At 47.8% G+C, this 19,678-nt stretch carries 12 protein-coding genes; 4 read left to right on the forward strand and 8 right to left on the reverse strand.

The features are described from left to right. Positions 1–150 precede the first annotated feature (150 nt). The 4 genes from LCF57_RS24235 to LCF57_RS24250 form a co-directional block, all read right to left on the reverse strand. A complete protein-coding gene (locus tag LCF57_RS24235) occupies positions 151–5,652 on the reverse strand; it encodes a S8 family serine peptidase (RefSeq protein WP_226002943.1) in 5,502 nt (1,833 codons plus the stop codon). A 521-nt stretch (positions 5,653–6,173) separates the two neighbouring features. Continuing rightward, positions 6,174–7,784, reverse strand: coding sequence for a S8 family serine peptidase (locus LCF57_RS24240; protein WP_226002944.1), 1,611 nt, complete (start codon positions 7,782–7,784; stop codon positions 6,174–6,176). Positions 7,785–8,303: 519 nt separating this feature from the next. Further along, positions 8,304–10,121: a SulP family inorganic anion transporter gene (locus LCF57_RS24245; RefSeq protein WP_226002945.1), complete on the reverse strand. Its 1,818-nt coding sequence runs from the start codon at positions 10,119–10,121 to the stop codon at positions 8,304–8,306. 29 nt (positions 10,122–10,150) lie between these two features. After that, on the reverse strand, positions 10,151–10,480 hold the full coding sequence (locus LCF57_RS24250; RefSeq protein ID WP_007431533.1) for an ArsR/SmtB family transcription factor: 330 nt from the start codon (positions 10,478–10,480) through the stop codon (positions 10,151–10,153). A gap of 546 nt (positions 10,481–11,026) precedes the next feature. Here LCF57_RS24250 and LCF57_RS24255 point away from each other — a divergent pair. From LCF57_RS24255 to LCF57_RS24265, 3 genes are all read left to right on the forward strand, one after another. Beyond that, positions 11,027–12,484, forward strand: coding sequence for an RtcB family protein (locus LCF57_RS24255; RefSeq protein ID WP_226002988.1), 1,458 nt, complete (start codon positions 11,027–11,029; stop codon positions 12,482–12,484). A gap of 1 nt (position 12,485) precedes the next feature. Next, the gene (locus LCF57_RS24260; protein ID WP_226002946.1) at positions 12,486–13,766 is read left to right on the forward strand and encodes an ATP-binding protein; all 1,281 of its coding nucleotides are present in this window, start codon (positions 12,486–12,488) and stop codon (positions 13,764–13,766) included. A 262-nt stretch (positions 13,767–14,028) separates the two neighbouring features. Further along, positions 14,029–15,186 (forward strand): MFS transporter, encoded by a 1,158-nt coding sequence (locus LCF57_RS24265; RefSeq protein WP_226002947.1) that lies wholly within the window; start codon positions 14,029–14,031, stop codon positions 15,184–15,186. A 103-nt stretch (positions 15,187–15,289) separates the two neighbouring features. Here LCF57_RS24265 and LCF57_RS24270 read toward each other — a convergent pair whose 3' ends face one another. Genes LCF57_RS24270 through LCF57_RS24280 form a run of 3 tightly spaced genes read right to left on the reverse strand, consistent with a single transcriptional unit; the run spans position 15,290 to position 17,619 of the window. Further along, positions 15,290–16,042 (reverse strand): amino acid ABC transporter ATP-binding protein, encoded by a 753-nt coding sequence (locus LCF57_RS24270; protein ID WP_226002948.1) that lies wholly within the window; start codon positions 16,040–16,042, stop codon positions 15,290–15,292. Between the two features lie 14 nt (positions 16,043–16,056). Then, positions 16,057–16,725, reverse strand: a complete 669-nt coding sequence (locus LCF57_RS24275) for an amino acid ABC transporter permease (protein WP_226002949.1) — start codon at positions 16,723–16,725, stop codon at positions 16,057–16,059. Positions 16,726–16,767: 42 nt separating this feature from the next. Continuing rightward, a complete protein-coding gene (locus LCF57_RS24280) occupies positions 16,768–17,619 on the reverse strand; it encodes an amino acid ABC transporter substrate-binding protein (protein ID WP_226002950.1) in 852 nt (283 codons plus the stop codon). Between the two features lie 300 nt (positions 17,620–17,919). On the opposite strand from LCF57_RS24280, the gene LCF57_RS24285 reads away from it, so the two are divergent. Continuing rightward, complete coding sequence (locus LCF57_RS24285; RefSeq protein ID WP_226002951.1) at positions 17,920–19,221, forward strand: MFS transporter; 1,302 nt, start codon at positions 17,920–17,922, stop codon at positions 19,219–19,221. A gap of 129 nt (positions 19,222–19,350) precedes the next feature. On the opposite strand, the gene LCF57_RS24290 is transcribed toward LCF57_RS24285, so the two are convergent. Continuing rightward, positions 19,351–19,608, reverse strand: a complete 258-nt coding sequence (locus LCF57_RS24290) for a GlsB/YeaQ/YmgE family stress response membrane protein (protein WP_023989828.1) — start codon at positions 19,606–19,608, stop codon at positions 19,351–19,353. Between the last annotated feature and the right edge of the window lie 70 nt (positions 19,609–19,678).

The following is a 19,678-nucleotide window of genomic DNA, read 5'->3' on the forward strand; positions in this document are numbered from 1 at the left end:
GTGATTATATTCACTTTACTTGTTTCTAATTATTGTATCGCTTCCTGAACAGTTCGACAATTAAAAATGGCCCGAGCAAGCCCCGATAAACGGTGGCTTGCTTGGGCCTTCATCGCTACTTTAATAGAAACATTATCATTCCTACTTCCGTTAACGGATCGTAATTGTATGCACCGCTTTACCAGTTGCGCCAGCATTATCCGTCACCGTTAGCTCCACAGTATATGTTCCGGCTGTGGTGAATTTATGCTTCACCTTGGAGCCGATGGCTGTATCGCCATCACCAAAATCCCAGCTGTAGCTGACAATTTCACCATCTACGTCACGAGAAGCTTTTGCGTTAAATTGTACATTCTTGTTCTTCTTGGCCGAATCATTTGCCTGAATAATCGCTACGGGCTTTTCATTGGATGTAGGTGGATTCGGATCAGGGTCCTGTCCACCACCTTTCGTTACATACAATCTTCCCGGCGCTTCCGTCTTCACTTCATTCCCTGCTGCATCTCTTACCCGGATGGCGATGACTCCACCTTCCAGATTGAGAGAAGACGAAGTGAAATAAGTACCTTCATAGTGTCCTGACGAAGTTTCATTTAACGGAATTTCGTTCTGCCCTAAGGTGGACAGATTGAAGGGCAGCTCCACGTGGAAGGATGCCTCCAAGCCGGATGCACTATCGAAGGATACTCGTACCGGCTCCCCTGGAGTGATACGCACATCCTCCGCAGGCCTAATGTTTTCCAGCTTCGGCAGGGCTGTATCGACATACACCGAACGAGTAACGGTCGTTTCATTTTCGGCAAGATCCTTGGCCGTTACCGTAATCTGATTTTCTCCTTCATTAATAAGCAAACGCTTGTTAAAGCTGCCGTCACTTCCAAATTCGGCTGGCTCGCCGTTAATGCTCAATTCGGAAAGGAACTCGTCATACACCGTACCAGTTACACTGACAACACCCGCATTTGTACGGGCTCCTTCATCGGGTGAAGTCAAAATCAATCCCGGTTTCGTCTGGTCGAGCGTCACAACCACCGGCTCGGAACGATCTGTTACTTTGCCGTATACCGCCGCTTGGACACTGAGCGGATTGGCACCTGGCTGCAGATCGACCGACAGGCTGAACTGACGATCCTTCACCTTGGTTGTGCCAGCCAGTTCATTGCCGTTAAAGAGCTGAATATCGGCTCCCTCTGCCGGGGAATTACCTGTCACGGTAATCTTTTCTTCCTGCGTGTAGGTTGCCTTCGTAGGTGTCGTGATCGTTGGAGCATTCACCGGATATCTGACGATAGCCCGGATCATGTAATTGCCTTCATCTTCAGGTGATTGGCTCCATGTGCCGCTTACCCCTTGCCAGCTGCGAAGTGCATTCGGCCCACTCTCGTCTGTAGCAAGACCCGGTGACTGTGTGCCCGCAGCAGGCTGCGTATAGACAATGTAAAAGTCACCTTGAACCGTTACCGGCTCTGGGAACTGTACGGTTGTCCATTGTGTCTCATCCCGTACAGCCGTCCCGTCAAATGGACCAGCCAGCAGGCGTCCAGGTGCGCCCGCCGCACCGGAGGCATCATAGACGGAGTATTGGAATGCTGTTCCGCCCGGATTCGGGAAGGCTGAGTTCCAGAACAGAAGTGATGCGCCTGTCACTTGAGCCACCTCCGACTCAGGTGTCATTCTGACAGCCCAAGAGTTGCCGGCCGCGTTAAAGGCTCTGGCATTTTCCCCTGTGCCGTCATCATAAGCGATGCCTCCCTGGAAGCCAATGAATGGCTTCAACGTGACGTTCGCTTCCACACTTCCGTTCGGAGGAGCTGTAACGGATATACTGTCGCTATAATAATTCTCGGCTGAAATGGATAATGTATAGGATCCTTCCAGCACGTCCAGTGTAAATTCTCCAGCTTCATTCGTATCTACCGGAGCGATACGTGCATCCTCCAGCACCAGCACTTTCGCTTTTTGGATAGGTTCACCGGATTGCTTGTCGGTAATGACTCCGTGAATCGTACCATGAGGTACGGCTTGGAGACTAAAGTTCGCTCTGACTACTTTATTATTTTCAATCGTGACCTGTTTCGTTTGAGGCTCGTAGCCGTAGGCTTCAGCCTTCAGCGTATAGTCACCCGCTACGTGAATGAAGCTGTATTTACCTGTGGTCGGATCGGTTTTCACCGAACGTCCCGTTTCCAGTACAGTGACCGTGGCGCTGGCTGGAAGACTGTCGAGACCGACACGTCCACTGTCCACCGTCGTTTCCGCCGGCTTCACTTTTTCCTGGAATTCACTCTTTTCGGTGCTTGTAATTTTGTACAGCGGGAATTGTTCTTCCGCTTTTTGTGGTTTGATATTTGACTCAGGTACGATGTCCTTGGTCACTGTCGAAGCTGGAATGCCCAGCACACGGAAATCGTCAATGTACCAGCCGTTTTTATTCACACTGTTATCCGATTTCAAGCGGAAACGAACTTGAATCTCATTGCCGGTATAGCTATCAAGGTTGTAATAAACCGGAGCCCATTTCTTCCCGTTGGTGTTATGAGAGAATTTGCCCAGCTCAGTCCAAGTGTCGCCATTGTTTTTAGACACTTCTACATAACCAAAGTCATAGCCGGCTTCAATTTCAAACCAGTGGTTGAAGGTAAGTGTTGCGTTGCGCACACCATTCAAATTAATTTTTGGGGAAACTAACGAAAAGTCGGCTCCGCTCTCATAGCTGCTATCGAGATCCGTTCCCCACACGTTCGGTTTGGAGACTACGCTCTCAGGCCCGACTTTAGGAATGCCACGCTCCCATTCATCCTTGGTACCTGAATGAGTCCAGCCATTATCCGAGCTGCCGTCAAAATGATCGCTATACAGCGTATCCGGCACGTCTACTCTCAGAGAGACCTCATTCGACTTGGCTCCCTCATTGCCGCTATAATCCTCGGCCGCCACGGCATAATGATAGGTCGCACTGCCAACGGTGATCGTATCGGTGAAGGTCAGTCCTGTAGTTGTACCGATGGAAGCATAATCTTTGCCTGATTGAGTGGAACGGTACACCTTGTACTGCTTTACATCTTCATCGGATGAAGCATTCCAGGCCAGCGCAACGTTGCCGACAGTATCTGCTTCGGCAGTCAAATTACCTGGTGCTGCAGGTGCAACAGTGTCCGGCTCCTGAATCGACAGATCGTCGATGTACCAGCCATCTTTCACAATCGTATTGTCACTTGTAAAGTTGAATAGGAGGTATACCTTTTGACCGGCAAATGCTCGCAAATCAAGATACTGCGTTTTCCAGCCGTTGCTGGTGCCGGTAAACGATAAGACCTGCTCAAATGCATTCTGACTATTGGTGGTCGCTACATACACTTTGCCGAAATCAGAATTGTTTTCAAGATCGTACCAATGCTTGAAGCTAACCAGTGCCCCTTTTGGGCTTTCGGTCAGATCAATCGGAGGCGCCATAAAATAACTGTTGGAATTGGTTTGGTATTGGCCTTCGAGATTGGTCGCGAGGACCTTCGTACCCGAGTGTGCGCTTCCGGGGCCGCTTATCGGGGTCCCCCATTTCCAGACACTGCCCTGTCCGCCGATATTGATACCTGCAATGTCTTTTTCAAAATCCTGTGTGTAGCCCGGTTTAACGCCTTTGGAGACATTCACCTTGTATACTTCAGTTTCAAAACCGTTATTACCGTAATCATTTACACGGATATAGTATTCCAGACCGGCGCTGTTCACCAAAAAAGTCGGGATGGACGCTTGATATGTACCGTCTTTGTTGTCGCCGGAGGTCCGTTCCAACGGAATATATACATAGTTTGACGTACCTGCTGTTTTGGCAAATGCCTCAACTGCTGTCACACCAACATTATCCGTTACATGAGCAGTCAGAGGTATATCGATGCCCTCGAATGCCGCAGCAGGAGGTGTATGCTCAAGAACAGGCGCTTCCAGATCGTCTCCACCTGTTACAACTTTACCGGATACGGAGCCCAGGCCCTGGATGACCGACCCCACAGCATCCAACGCATTAATGACACCATGTCCATAGCCATTGTTTGGCGAAGTAGGATATGTGCTGTCTGTACGCGGTGTAGCTGTGTTCATCAAAATTTCCTCAAGCTGGTCTACGGTAAGAGAATGATTCGCCTGCAGCAACAGTGCTGCAAGACCCGCAACATGCGGACCTGCCATGGAGGTACCGTTATATCCGCCTTTATAGGCGCCGCCAGCCACGGATGACCGAATATTTACACCCGGTGCGGAGACTTCGGGCTTCACTTCGCCGTATGGCGATGGCCCCAGCAATGAGAAGCTTGCCAGTTTATCATTGATATCGGTTGCTCCGGTGGCAAAGGATTCCGGATAGTTGGCCGGATTGGCTACCGATGCAGGTCCACCCGGATTGGAAAGAGAGGTGTTACCTGCAGAGAACTCAGGGAATATTTGGGCATCACGCCATGCCTGAACCACAGGTCGGAACCATTCATCCAGACCAGGTCCACCTCCCCACGAGTTGTTCACTACATCTGGTGCAAGCTCGGGATGCAGATTGCCTTGGGCATCTTTGGGCGCAAGCAGCCACTGACCGCCGTCCAGGATAATCGCATCCGTCGTTTCCGGATTGAAAATCCGAACCGCAATCCACTTTGCACCTGGTGCAACGCCAATTCGATTCGTTCCGTTTTCCTCGGAGCCGACCATCGTACCCATTGTATGCGTACCATGGGAATCGTCTTCCTGATCGACTGGAAGCGTCGCATGACTATGCGGATCGTACCAGCTCAGCTCAGGATTCACAATATTGCCTGCCGCGTCCAGGCCACGCCATTTGCGATGCAGGGCCGGATGTGTATAATCTACGCCAGTATCCAGGTTGGCGACCACAATTCCGGTTCCGTCAATTCCTTTTTCCCAAACTTGTGGTGCGTTAATATGGGATATATTCCATTCCACCGTAGATGGGTCCACAGCATTCTTGCCTGTATTGCCGGGCTTGGCCGATGTTTTTCCATCGTCTTTATCCGGCTCCACAGCTTTCTCTGCCGTTTCAGAATTTGCCGGTGCTGCTGTCGATTTTTCAGCTGTTTTGACGTCGGTCCCCTCTGCCTGCTTGTCAACCGTCACTTTCTGCAAATAACGTGTTTCATTGGGCAAAATTTTATCGACTTCAGGCAGCTTCGAAATATGATCCAGCACTTCCTTGGTGCTTGTGACAGCCAGAGCATTCACAATAAAGTAGCTTTTATATTCCTTCACTCCACCGTCCTTCGACTGCTTATCCAAATAATTTTCAAGCCCGTATTGGGTTCTGGAAGCCGTTTCGCGTAAAGAGCTGATTACATGGCTGCGTGCAGCCATTTTGGCAGCGGAGGGTGTTATTTTCTCAAGTGAGGCCTTTTGAAGAGCATTTTTGGAAACCTTGTTGGTGTCCACCTGTTCTTTTAATTTAACCAGATAGGTGACATAGTTGTTCTCCTCAAACTGCTTGGTTAGTTTCGGAGATACTTTCGCGGTCGTAACCTTGTGCGAAGCTGATTTCAGCTCCAGCTTGGAGCCATCCGGTGTGTTATTCGCCAAAGCGGGTTGTACAAAAGAAAAGGCCATAAGTAAAGATAGTCCGATAGATAGTGGCTTCTTGAATCGTTTAGGCTTAATCAATTACTTCTCCACTCCTTTTACTAGGTTTAATGTTTCCGGAATAACCTGTACGAAAGCAAGACCTCATGCCTTGCACACCGAACACACGGGCTGCGCGACACGATGTGGTTGGCAACCACCTCCTTCATAAAATATAGAGGCACAAAAATATGTGGTTGTTCATAGATGGATGTACTTCATAGATGAATTAACGATTCAAATGCAAGTGGTGAAATTCAGTAGATACCAAGGAGAGAAAGCAGGAGTACTTCGAAGAAAAAAGCATGTTATATCATGACAATTTATATTAAAAATTGTCATATGAATATATAATATGGATAGTATAAAGTTATCAAAACAGATATACAAGTAGTTTTTTTGCATTTTTCTTGCAATTCTATGAATTTTATCTTCTATTATGTACGAAAATCCCTTTATAGCGGCTGCCTAAACGGTGCATTACACGGTTAGCAGGTGTATGCAATCTCTGTACGAGCCGCTCAAAGGGATTTTCGAAGTCTTTTTTAATTTATCCGATCCTTCTAGTTAAGTACTGAATTCACCGCAGCGAGCGCGTCGATCAGGCCATAGCCGTAGCCATTGTTCGGTGAAGTCCGATACTGGCTGTCAGTCAGCGGCGTCGCTGTTTTTGAAATCACATCCTCCAGCTGATCTACCGTCAAAGATGGCTTGGCCTGGAGAAGCAGTGCCACCAATCCGACTGTATGCGGACCTGCCATGGAAGTACCGTTCCATCCCCCCTCATACACTCCGCCAGGTACAGAAGAGCGAATGTTTACACCAGGAGCCGAAATTTCAGGCTTCACTTCGCCATAAGGAGAAGGACCTCGCAGCGAGAAGCTGGCCAGCTTGTTGTTAACGTCGGTGGCCCCTGTGGCATAAGCTTCCGGCAAATTCGCCGGATTGGCTACAGACCCGGCTCCGCCCGGATTTGACCATGTTGTGTTGCCTGCGGAGAACTCGGGGAATATCTGAGCCGCTCTCCACGCTTTGGTAACTGGACGATACCATTCATCCAGGCCAGGTCCGCCGCCCCAGGAGTTATTCACCACATCCGGTGCAAGCTCAGGGTGCTTTTTGCCGCTTTTATCTACAGGAGCAAGAATCCACTGTCCACCATCCAGCAAGATGGAGTCTGTAGTATCCGGATTAAACACTCGAACGGCAATCCATTGGGCACCGGGAGCAACACCGATCTCATTCGTACCATTACTGTCCGAGCCAACGATCGTACCCATCGTATGTGTTCCATGTCCTTCTGTATCTGCCGGCAGCGATGCTCCGTTAACCGCATCATACCAGCTCAGTTCTGGGTTAACGACTTGGCCGGAAGCATTCAAACCACGCCATTTTCTTTTCAGCGCCGGGTGCGTATAATCTACGCCTGTATCGAGATTGGCAACGACAACCCCTTTGCCATCAATGCCCTTGGCCCACACCTGTGGTGCTTTGACTTTGGAAATATTCCATTCGGCTCGGCTAGGTGTTACAGCATCCTTGTATACAGATTCCTCCACCGACTTCTGTGCATTCTCTTCCGTTACAGCCGTGTCTGCAGCAGCTTGTTCGGCTGTCGCTTCCCGGGCTGCTGGCTGGGCATCCTTGTCTATTTCAACCTTTTGCAGCTCGCGCTTTTCATCCGGTAAAATTTTATCCACCTCAGGCAGTGTAGCCAGATTATCCAGTACCTCTTTGGTACTCGTTACCGCAAGTGCGTTGACGATAAAATAGCTCTTGTACTTTTTAACGTTGCCGTTGTTGACTTCCTTTTTCAAATATTCTTCCACAGGTTGTTGCGTTTTTTCTGCTGTATCCATAAGCGAGTTCACAACTGTTGTACGTACAGACAGCTTGGCAGCAGCGGGGGAAATCTGCTCTGCAGAAGCCTTTTGAAGAGCATGCTTCGCAACCGACTCCGTGTCTACCTGATCTTTTAATTTAACCAGGTAGGTGACATACTCGCTGTTACTGAATTGCTGGTTCAGCTTGGCGGATACCTTGGCGGAAATCGTCGAAGCTCCTGCCGAGGAGGTTGAGCTCGAATCCCCATACACCGGAGAAATCAGAGAAAAAGCAAGAAGAGCGGTAAAACTGACCGACAGCGTCTTTTTGATATTTTTCGACTTAATCAATACTTTTCATCTCCCTTTGCTTGGTTTTTTGATTCTTAAGGACAACCTTCTGACAACCGCGTCAAAAGCTCACAAAATAGCCTCTGCTACTCACCTCCTTAAAAAAATATAGATGCCGGGGTGAAATCCATAGGTCTTCATTCTAAGGTGAACGAACCCTTGGTGCAGACCGCTGAGAGCGATAATAGGGTATGGAAAATGTGAATAAATCTCGAAGAAAGTAAGAGAAAAAAAAGAAGAAAAAGGTAGGGTAAAAAAACTAGAAGTTATCGAGGAGTTTAATATCCGTATATTAAAATACAATTTAAAACAAAACAATGTGAAACTTGGTATCTTTTGAATCTAGTATAGTGTCATAAAATCAGATATTCAAGCATTTTTTTGAATTTTATTCCTTTTTTTCTTTAAGCAGAAAAAAAACCTCTTCCATTCTCGAAGCAAATGCGAGTCTTGCTTGTGCATTTTATATCGGAAAATAGAAGAGGTTTTTCAGTATTCAGCAACAAATCTAGACGAGTGCTATCTGCCGCTATTTACAGATATGGGAACTGCAACGGCTCCATCCGAAAAGGACTTGGATTGTGCGGCCGGCTTATGCAATCCTGCCCCTGCTTGTTGTTCTTGCGATCTGCCACACAGTGTGGTACATTCCCGAAAAGCCATTTGCCTGCACCCGGAGCATTTCTTCTGATTCACCAGTGCAAGGGCTGCTGTAATCGCTTCTCCGGTGTGTTCGAAAAAATGCTCTTGTCCAATCATGTCGTAGCATCCGGTTTTCTGTAGTAATGCCTGCGGTTGAGGCTGAAGTCCGGACACAAGCACTGTCCCGCCAAACTGTCGGTATTTCTGAATTAATGCGGTAAAATTGGCTTCTCCCGTCATGTCCATAAAAGGGACCTTACCCATCCGCAGCAGCAAAATCCCTTGTTGGCGATCAGCCTTGCCCCCCATTCCTGAGCTTTCCAATACAGAAGCTGCGCCGAAAAACAGCGGACCTTCCACATTATAAATTGCTACCTGTGGGCAATCATGCTGCTCTGTGACCATATGTGCGCCGACTTTTTCATGTTTTACAGAAGGATCAGGCAGTACCTTATTCACCGAAAGTGTACTGCTCATACGTTTGACAAACAGCACCACCGCTAAAACCAGCCCCACCTCAACAGCTGTTGTCAGCGTCGTAAAAACCGTCAGCAGAAAGGTAACAACCAGCACGATAGAATCCGCTGTCCGTGTCTTGAGAATATGTGCAAAATGCTTGCGCTCACTCATATTCCAGGCCACGATCATCAATACCGGAGCCATACTTGCCAACGGAATATTGGATGCATAAGGAGCAAAAAGCACCAGAATGAGGAACACAACGAGCCCATGCACGATGCCTGACATAGGAGAAACAGCACCGTTGCGGATATTTGTGGCGGTGCGGGCAATTGCGCCGGTCGCAGGAATGCCACCAAACAGCGGTGTCAACAAATTAGCTATCCCTTGTCCAACCAGTTCGCGATTGCTGTTATGCTTTGTACCCGTCATTCCGTCAGCTACCACTGCTGATAGCAGAGATTCAATAGCACCCAGCATCGCAATTACGAGTGCCGGTGGCAGTAGCTTCACGATCAAGTCCCAAGTCAGCGCTGGAATATGCAGTTCAGGCAAAGAAGCAGGAATGGCCCCATAAGCAGAGCCGATCGTAGCCACCTGCCCCGGAAAAAGCCAAGCGGCCATCAATGTTGACAAGAGTAAGCCGACCAGTGAACCCGGTACCTTGGGCCACTTTTTAGGCACCCAAATCAGGGCAGCGAGACAGATACAAGCCGTCAGAATGCTATACACATTCAGTGAAGGCAAACGATGGATCAGCTCTGCCATGGAAGGCAAAAAAGTTTCATGCCGCTCTACCCCGCGCAAGCCGAGAAAGTTGGCAATCTGACCGCTGAAGATCGTTACGGCGATCCCCGCCGTAAACCCAATAGTTACCGGCTTGGGAATAAACTTGATCAATGCACCCAGCCTTAGCACGCCCATTAAGACGAGTATAATCCCCGCCATAAAACCGGCTATGAGTAAATTTTCATAACCGTATTGCATGACAATAGCGAGCAAAATGGGAATAAACGCGCCTGTAGGTCCACCAATCTGGAATTTGGACCCTCCCAGCAGCGAAACCAAAATTCCTGCCACTATGGTTGTATACAGCCCATATTCCGGCTTTACCCCTGATGCAATGGCAAACGCCATGCCAAGCGGAATCGCCACAATCGCTACAATACACCCGGAAATCAGATCCTTTCGCAAAGCCCCTGCATTATAGCCCTCGAACCTTCCTATCCACTTCATCCCTGTAACCCTTCTTTTCTGTAATAGCATTACTTCTCGTTACGTATACCTTCCAGCAACGAAATAGCCTCAACCAAATGATTGTCAAAAATCCGCCGCGCCACCGCAAGCAGCTCCGTCAAAAGCGGGTCACGCAATGAGTACACGACCGTTGTTCCTTCCTTGAAGCTGTTTACCAAATTTTTGGCCCGCAAAACGGCCAATTGCTGCGACACGGCAGAACCTTCGGAACCGAGAGCAGTCTGCAGCTCGTTCACATTCCGCTCTCCTTCACTCAGCACCTCCAAAATGCGGATGCGCAGAGGGTGAGCCAATGCTTTGAAAAAGTCGGCCTTAAACTTCTGGAGATCTCCTTCCATGCTTGCTCCATCCCCCTCATACAAATTGTCCTGTAAACAATCAACAATATCTGAATATTTGAATATTTAGTACAATAACAGCTTTGGGCCAATTGAACTATGATGTTACTCACACTTCACTATGAATAAAGTCATATCTTTCCATGCTTCTGCCTTTCAGGGTTGACAGCTTCCACAGGTTTCCATTAACATAGCAATTAACTTTAAGAAAAGGGGGCCGACAGACATGACTGTGCTTTACATGATAACGACAGTTAGACAGCATGATACAACCACATATTTGAATTTTCGTCTCATCGGCCCCGTTCGGGCGACATGATGGGTGACATTGCGCTGTCTGACGGCGTGATTAGCCAGGCTTTTTTATTTTTTATGCTATTGGAAGAATAGGTTATTTTACGTATTTATGATGTACAGATCATAAATGTAATGACACTTTCGGTGCAGGAAGCCGTAGACGACAAGTCTGCGGCTTTTTTTGTTTTTTCAAATCCATTTATGCAGGATTTTATTCATTTACATGAAGAAGGGAACTACACCAATTATATGAATATACAACATACCCAAGACTCGTCCTTCCAAGAAGGGCCATATAGCCATCTGATGAAGCTTCCGGCAGGTGATTTGACCGTATATGCTTCTCAGCAACTTTTCTCCTCACTGGATTACAAGGTGTTCGAGATGGCTAATAACAATTTACAAATTCCAGGTATCCGCTATATGGGATACACACCAGATGTACATGTAGGCGTCGGAACCTGCATCGGTACGACTGCTGTATGGGGAATGGAGGACGGCTATGTATCTCCCTCCATCGTCGGTAGCGATATTGGTTGCGGCATGCGTGTGCACCTGACCAATCTGCACAAGGATGCCCTAAAGGAAACGAAGCTGCGCCGCAAGCTGGTCAAGACCATCGACAAATACCTGCCGATGGAGGCTCACCAGCGCGGACATTATTCGGATATTCGACTGGAGCATATTGTACGCAAGGGTTTGCACGGCTTACCCAACAAATATATTCCGGATAGCTACACTCCTAAGAAATCCACCTCACTCACCCATGTAGAACACAGTAAGTTCTCCCTTGACGAAGAGGTACTGAATCTCGTCGAAGATCGTACGTGGCACCGAGCTCACCGACAGCTTGGCACGCTAGGCGGCGGCAATCATTTCGTCGAAATACAGGCGATTGAAATTGCGGAAGAAAACCGCGAAACAGCCGAAGCCTGGGGCATGTTTGACGGTCAGGTGGCCGTAATGATCCATTCCGGATCACGTGCTTGGGGTGGAGCCATCAGCCAGACCAGCTCGTCTGCCATTGCCAAGGCAATGGGCCGTCTCGGACTCGGCACCTCCGACCCAAGACTGGTATTCGCACCGCTGGATCATCCCGAGGCTGTACATTACGTTGATATGATGTATTCTGCGCTGAACTATGCCGTGGTGAATCGGCATCTGATCGCCTATTCCGTACGTGAAGCCTTCCGCGATGTCTTTGGTACAAAGTGCGAGTTGCGTACCTTGTACGATCTGATGCACAATTATGCTTGGAAGGAATCTCATCCGGAGCATGGCAGCGTGTTCGTACATCGTAAAGGTGCTACACGTGCACTCCCCGCAAGTCATCCCGACAATCCGCGAGCCTATCAGACAACCGGGCATCCCGCCCTGATTCCAGGCTCTATGGGTACAGCCTCTTATATTATGGTGGGTTTGCCGGGCGGTCAGGATAACTACCACTCCATTTGCCATGGAGCGGGCCGTATTCGTTCACGTTCTGCGACCAAACGGCTCGTTAGTGTAGATGATTTTGCCGGAGCGTTGGGTGTAGGGACAGACGATGAGATTGTGGTTAATCAGGCATCGCTGGAAAGCATTCTCGACGAATCTCCGCAAGCCTACAAAAATGTAGATGATATTATTGAAAGTGTCACCGGGGCAGGACTCGCAGCTGTTGTAGCCAAATGCAAGCCGCTGGCCGCCCTGAAAGGAGCCAAATAATTTGAGTATAGACATCCCTGCTATTTACCAATTTGATGAACATACAGATGGGCGTATTACCGGCTATGCTGCTTATGCCCGTCTGATCGACGGCATCAGCGAAGCATTATATAATCGCTATGGCGTAAAATATGAGCTGTATGCCAGCGACGATCCCAATATTGAGTATTGGGACTTGCTGGAGGAGGACATTCGTTCAGGCAGCCCGGAGCTGGAGCATGTGGCGCGGGTCTTTGATCGTTTGGAGGAACGCACCATCCAATATGACGATGACGGTCTGACTCCAGAATACGGCGTGCATCTGTCGATGCGTAATAATGTGTTCGCCTATCCCAAGTGGGGCATCGCGCTGGCGCGGGTTCCCTTCTTTCGTGAGAATGGCGTATATAATGAAGATTACGTATTTGCGATAGGCGATCAGGAGCTGCAAGGCTTCCTCGCGGGAGTACGCGGTCGTGAACGCAAGCAAAATATGAAGCGGGTGACCGTTTTTACCGATACAAGCCGTGGGCTTTCCCGGCAGGCAGAACCCATTACCCGAGCGATTACGCGGGAAGACGTTATATTAAAAGCCGAAATCAAGCGAGATATTTTCCGTTCACTCGATCAGTTTTTTGAAGCAGATCGTACCTTCTATCAGACTTTTAATATTCCTTACAAACGCGGTATTCTACTGTACGGTCATCCAGGCAATGGCAAAACGACGCTTGTAAAATCGATTGCGAGCAGTGTACCGGGACCAGCCGCCTATTGGCAAATTACGGAGTACACAACCAGTGAATCGGTCAAAGAGGTGTTCGAGGCGGCTACTCGTCTGGCTCCGATGGTGCTGGTCATTGAGGACATTGATTCCATGCCGCAAGAGGTTCGTTCCTTTTTCCTGAATACGCTTGATGGTGCTACCTCCAAGGAAGGCATTTTCCTGATCGGAACGACCAATTATCCTGAGAAAATTGATCCCGGTCTGATGAACCGGGCAGGGCGTTTCGACCGGGCCTATGAAATCAGTCTGCCTGACGAAGCGCTGCGATTAGCGTATCTCAAGCTGCGTAACTTCCTTGTTTTTACAGGAGAAGCAGGTACGCAGAAGGCAGCGGCGTTAACCGACGGCTTTTCGCTGGCTCAGCTCGGAGAGCTGTATGTCAGCGCTGCGCTGGAATGGCACGAGCATGGAAAAGCAGATATCGAGCTGATTATTAAAGACATGCGGAGCGAGTTGGATAAGAGCCGCAAGCAGGACTGGTTAAAAAATGCGGCCGAAGGGCGAGTTGGATTCTTCTGATTTATCCTTTCATTTCCTTATAAATCAATTTATGGTATGTTTATAAACAATAAAGTATCGAAAGGGTGACCTTAAGCCAATGATCTACTAATCCTATTCCACCAAAGAAAAAAATCGTAATCTTACGAATTTTCTGGATAGGATTAGTGTAGGCTTTGGGTATTAACGATAAGAGCATTGCTTCTTTGACGGGAGCAGTGTATCTTCTTGTTCGTACGTCTACCTCCTATCCAGAAATCAATGGATAAGGAGGTTTTTTTGCATGAAAAGAATACTTGGCATCCTAATGATTAATATCTTCATCGTTATGGTGGGCGTTGGTTTAATTACCCCCATCCTGCCGGAACTGATCATTGAATTTGGTGCCAGTGGGCAGGCGATCGGTTTATTGGTAGCAGCCTATGGCATAACGCAATTCCTGCTCTCTCCCCTGACTGGACAGCTGTCTGATCGATATGGGAGAAAAGTTTTTATCGTCGTAGGTGTCATTGTTTTTGCTGTGGCTAAATTTATCTTTGCTGTTGGAGATGAGCTGTGGATGCTGTATACCTCTAGACTTCTGGAAGGAGTGGCAGCAGCCCTGATTGTTCCACCCATGATGGCATATGTAGCGGATATTACAACAACCGAAGAACGCGCCAAAGGGAACAGCCTGCTCGCCGCAGCCATGTCATTCGGATTTGTTATTGGACCTGGACTGGGTGGTCTTCTTGCAGGATATGGAACGAGAGTGCCGCTTTACGCAGCGACAGGTGCTGCTATAGCTGCTGTTATTTTTTCAGTGTTTTGTTTGCCAGAAAGTTTATCGAAAGAGCAAATGAAAGCAGCGCGGGCAAGAATGATTCAGAAGGAATCTATTTATAAACAATACGCGAGATCGTTGAAGTCAAAATATACGATGCTCTTTGTACTTGTCCTGGTGATGACCTTTGGACTCGCTAACTTTGAATCTGTTCTTGGTTTATATGTAACGAACCGTTTTCAATTTTCACCGCAACATATTGCTGTCATTCTGACCGCAGGTGCTGTGATCGGAGTCGGTATGCAAGCATTAGTTGTTGCTAAGATAATCAATAAGTTTGGTGAAAAAAGGGTGATCAAAGGATCGCTTCTTTTCACCTCAGTTGCTTATATTTTATTTCTTTTCGCCAAAGATTTTTGGAGTATCTTCCTTGTCACTTCCCTTATTTTCTTTGCCACAGCTATGCTTCGTCCAGCTCTTAATACACAATTATCGAAGATGGCAGGGAATGAGCAAGGATATGTAGCCGGTATGAATAATGCCTATATGAGTGTCGGGAATATTTTAGGCCCCACTCTAGCAGGATTTTTATTTGATACAAATATGTTTGCTCCATTCATAGCAGGCTGCTGTATTCTGTTGATTATTTTTTTACTTACATTAAAATTGAATAAATGAGTAAAAGGCAGCTACTGGTGCGAGGCTTTATTTTTCAATGCCCGGCTGTAGCTGCCTTTTTATTCAGTCTAATCGCTTATATTTAATAAACACCCTAATTCCTTTATTCCGCTTCCCCGCTCAAACGATTCAAAAACTGAATAGCTCGTGGACTGGTGGGATGCTCCAGAACCTCATGCGGCGTACCCTGCTCAACGATTACACCCTGATCCATCAAAATTACATGGTCCGCGACCTCGGCTGCAAATTTCATTTCATGTGTGACAATGACCATGGTCATCCCTTCGGCAGCCAGCTGCTTCATAACCTTGAGCACCTCGCCTACCAACTCGGGATCAAGCGCGGAGGTCGGCTCGTCGAACAAGAGTACCTCAGGTTCGACCGCCATTGCCCGGGCAATACCGACACGTTGCTGCTGTCCTCCCGACAACTGATGCGGATAGGATTCCGCTTTATCAGCCAGTCCTACCTTGTTAAGCAACTCCAATGCACGTTTACGCGCCTCGTCCTTGCTCTTTTTCTGAACCGTGACTTGTCCCTCCATCACATTTTGTACTGCTGTCATATGCGGGAAGAGGTTGTAGGATTGAAATACCATCCCTGTCCGCTTACGCAGCGCCAAAATATTTTCTTGCCGGAGCTTCGTTCCTTTGGCAAAATTCAGTGCAATATCCCCTACTTGGATCTCTCCCTGGTCAGGAACCTCCAGCAAATTCAAACAGCGCAGAAGCGTTGTTTTTCCAGAGCCGGACGGGCCGATAATTACAAGCACCTTCCCTTTACCCAACGTAACGTTAACACCCTTAAGCACTTCCAGCGAGCCGAACGATTTGTGTATATTCCGAATTTGGATCACCGGTACAATCTCCTTTATCTAACGGAAAACCGGCTCAGACGCTTTTCCAGGTAATTTTGCAGCACAGTCAAAATGGTGCTAAACAGCAGGTAAATAACTCCCGCCTCGGTATATACCAATAACGGTTCATACGTGGTGGCTACAATCTGGTTAGCCGTTCTGAACATTTCCACATAAGTGATGGTCGCAGCTAGTGAAGTATCCTTCACCAAGCTGATGAATGAATTAGCCAACGGAGGTACAGACACGCGAGCCGCCTGCGGAAGCACGATACGGCGCAGCACTTGCCAGCGCGTCATCCCCAAGGAGTAGCCAGCCTCCCATTGACCTTCCTGAATGGATATAATAGCTGCACGCATAATTTCCGATCCGTAGGCCCCTACGCTGAGCGTAAAGCCGATCACTGAGGCAATGAACGGGTCCAGCGTAATACCGACGGAAGGTAAACCGTAGAAAATAATATACAATTGTACCAGTAAAGGCGTTCCCCGAATCACCCATACATAGAAGCCGGAAATCAGCTTGAGTATTCTCCATCTGGACAATCGAGCCAGCGCTGTAATCAGTGCCAGCACGAGACCCAAAGCAAAGGAGATCAGGGTAAGCGGAATCGTAAAAGAAACCCCTGCTTTTAGCAGAGGCAATAATGAATCCATAATGATTTGTATCTGGCGTTCATCCATTTGTGCAGACATCCTTTAAAAAGATAGGTTTGTGAATCATTATTACTTAGATACGTCGGCTCCAAAATATTTCTCGGAAATTTTCAGGTACGTACCATCGGCCTTCATGTCAGCCAGCGCTTTATTTACTGCCTTGATCAAATCTTCGCTGCCTTTATTGAAAACAGCTGCGCTATGTGAAGCGTCAGCAGACTCATCCACCTTTTTGATAGGAGCATCAGGCTTTTGCTTTTTCAAATCGAGATAGGATAATCCGTCATTGACGGTTGCATCCACCCGTTTGGATGTCAGCAGGTCAATAGCTTGGTTGAATCCTTCCGTTGCTACAATTTCCGCACCGTTGCTTTTCGCGATTTGAGTCAGGTTACTGGTCAGGGATTGCCCGGACTTTTTACCTTTTAGATCAGCAAATTTTTTGATGTCCGTATTATCTTCGCTCACGATCAGAACTGCCTTGGAGACAATGTATGGATCGGAGAAATCATATTTTTGCTTGCGCTCATCTGTAATGGACACTTCATTGAATACCGTGTCGAACCGCTTGGAGTTCAATCCCGCGAAGATACCGTCCCATTGTGTCTCGATAAACTCCGGTTGGACACCCAGACGTTTACTCACTTCAGTCGCAATATCGACGTCAAAGCCTGTCAATTTGCCAGCAGCATCATGGTAGGTAAACGGAGCATAGGTACCTTCTGTGCCGATTCTCAGCTTGCCGCTCGCTTTTACAGATTCAAGCGTAGCTGTAGCGGTTGTATCTGCTTTTCCATTGTTAGATCCGGTATCTCCGGTCGCTGCATTATTCGTATTAGCGCCTTTATCAGTGTTACCGCAGGCCGAAACCAGCAAAGCCATTACGATAAGTACAATCGGCAAAAAGTTAAATTTTTTCATGTTAACCACACTCTTTTCCTTTTTCTTGATCACCTAGCACGGGACTGGCTCATTGAATAGTACATCATTCATTTTTGTACGTCAATGCTTTTATCCAATAATCCCTATGCAAAAGGTAAGTTATATCATATTTGTACTCCAAAGCTCATCCTAGGTTGACTCATTCAGAAGCAAGCTATTCATGTACACAGCTAGCACAGCAACTTTCTCTGTACCTTTACGCTCGTGGTTTCGTATAATAGGTTTCAATATGACGTTTAGTCCTATTTGTATTTTACGAACCACTAATGGAGTGTGATTATGGAAACCCAAAATTCAACCCTATCCGCCGCTTCTTCTGACGGAAAGCACTCAGCCTGGGCTACCTTTACTTCGCCTTTAAGGCAATCCAAAGCGTTCACCCTGCTGTGGCTTGGACATTGGATTGCTATGCTGGGAAGCTCCGTCACAACCGTTATTTTGCCACTGGTCATCTATTCCCTGACAGGCTCGACTACGATCATGGGATTGGCGATGACTGTCTATATGCTGCCTAATGTACTTATTTTGCCCTTTGCCGGGATGATTGTCGACAGAATTGATCGAATCCGCCTCCTTTTGTTTGCGAATATTGCCCGGTTCGGACTCATGTTCGTTGCAGCGGTACTGATGTTTACTGACGGAATGAAAATGCCGTTTCTGTTCGTTGGACTTGCATTATACGGATTGATGGACGGTATCTTTAACCCGGCTTATTCAGCCTTGCGGGCTCAGGTGTTCACACCGGACATTCGCAATGCGGCCAACGCGCTCAGTCAGATCAGTATACAAGCCGTTCGTCTGCTTGGTCCCCCGTTGGGTGGCTTCATTGTATCCTTTGCCTCACCGGGCATCGGCTTCGGACTGGATTCTATCACCTATCTGATTTCTTTTGCCTGCTTTTGGATGCTGAGCGCTTATTTGGCCTCCATCATCGGTAAGCGGCAGGCAGATCCAGAGCAGCGGGATCAAGGTCGACAGCATTTTCTCAGGGACTTTATAGCAGGCTTTGCCATTCTCAAAAGTCATCCTTGGCTATGGATTACGATCCTGGCCTTTTCCTTCATTAATATTTGTTATTCAGGCATTATTGCTGTACTCATTCCGTGGCTGTTCAAGGTTCATCATAGCTTTAGTCCCGTTGTGTACGGTGTCGCAATGGCAAGCAGCGGCGTTGGTGCCATGATGGGGGCCTTTGTATATGGGTCACGCAAACATTGGAAGCATCGCGGTCTGCTCGCATACTTAGGCGCTTTGGTCAGCGGCTTTGCTCTACTCCTGTTTTCTATCGTCACCTGGATGCCCGGATTGATTATGAGCATGATGCTCGAAGGCTTCGGCATTATGATTTTTGCGATTATCTGGGAAACCAGCCTTCAGGAACTGGTGCCCGCCGAATCCTTTGGCCGTGTAGCCAGTCTGGACCTGATGTTTTCCTTTGCCCTACTGCCTGTGGGCTATCTGGCAGTAGGTGCCGTGGCGGACAAGCTTGGTGGCATCTTCACGATTGGCATGTTTGCAGCTATCGGCATGTGCATCGTACTAGGCGTTCTATGTATTCCCCATATCAGGCGCTTTCAATAAGAAACGGACACCCTTTTGCAAAATGAAAGAAGCTGCTCCCCCAGGTTCACTTGCGAACCTTGTGGAAGCAGCTTCTTTCATTTTATCCTTGTGCCTCATGGAGGCTAATCTATTCAATGATTCGTAAAGTTAGCCTCTGCTCCGTCCAACGGAACGGAAGATCAAGCTTACGATAACAACCAGCACGATCGCACCAATTAATGCAGGAACGATGTAGAATGATCCGATTTCAGGACCCCAGTTCCCCAGAATCAAGCTTCCCAACCATGCACCGATAAAACCGGCGATGATATTGCCAATTACACCACCCGGAACATCACGACCTGCGATAATTCCTGCCAACCAACCAATAATACCACCAACAATCAATGCCCATAACCAACTCATTTTACGTCACCTCGTTTTAAGTTTTTATCGTTGTGTTCTATTATTAACCACTCGAACTCTTTTTGAACAC

The organism is Paenibacillus sp. BJ-4 (assembly GCF_020404765.1).
In the GTDB taxonomy this organism is placed as follows: Bacteria; Bacillota; Bacilli; order Paenibacillales; family Paenibacillaceae; genus Paenibacillus.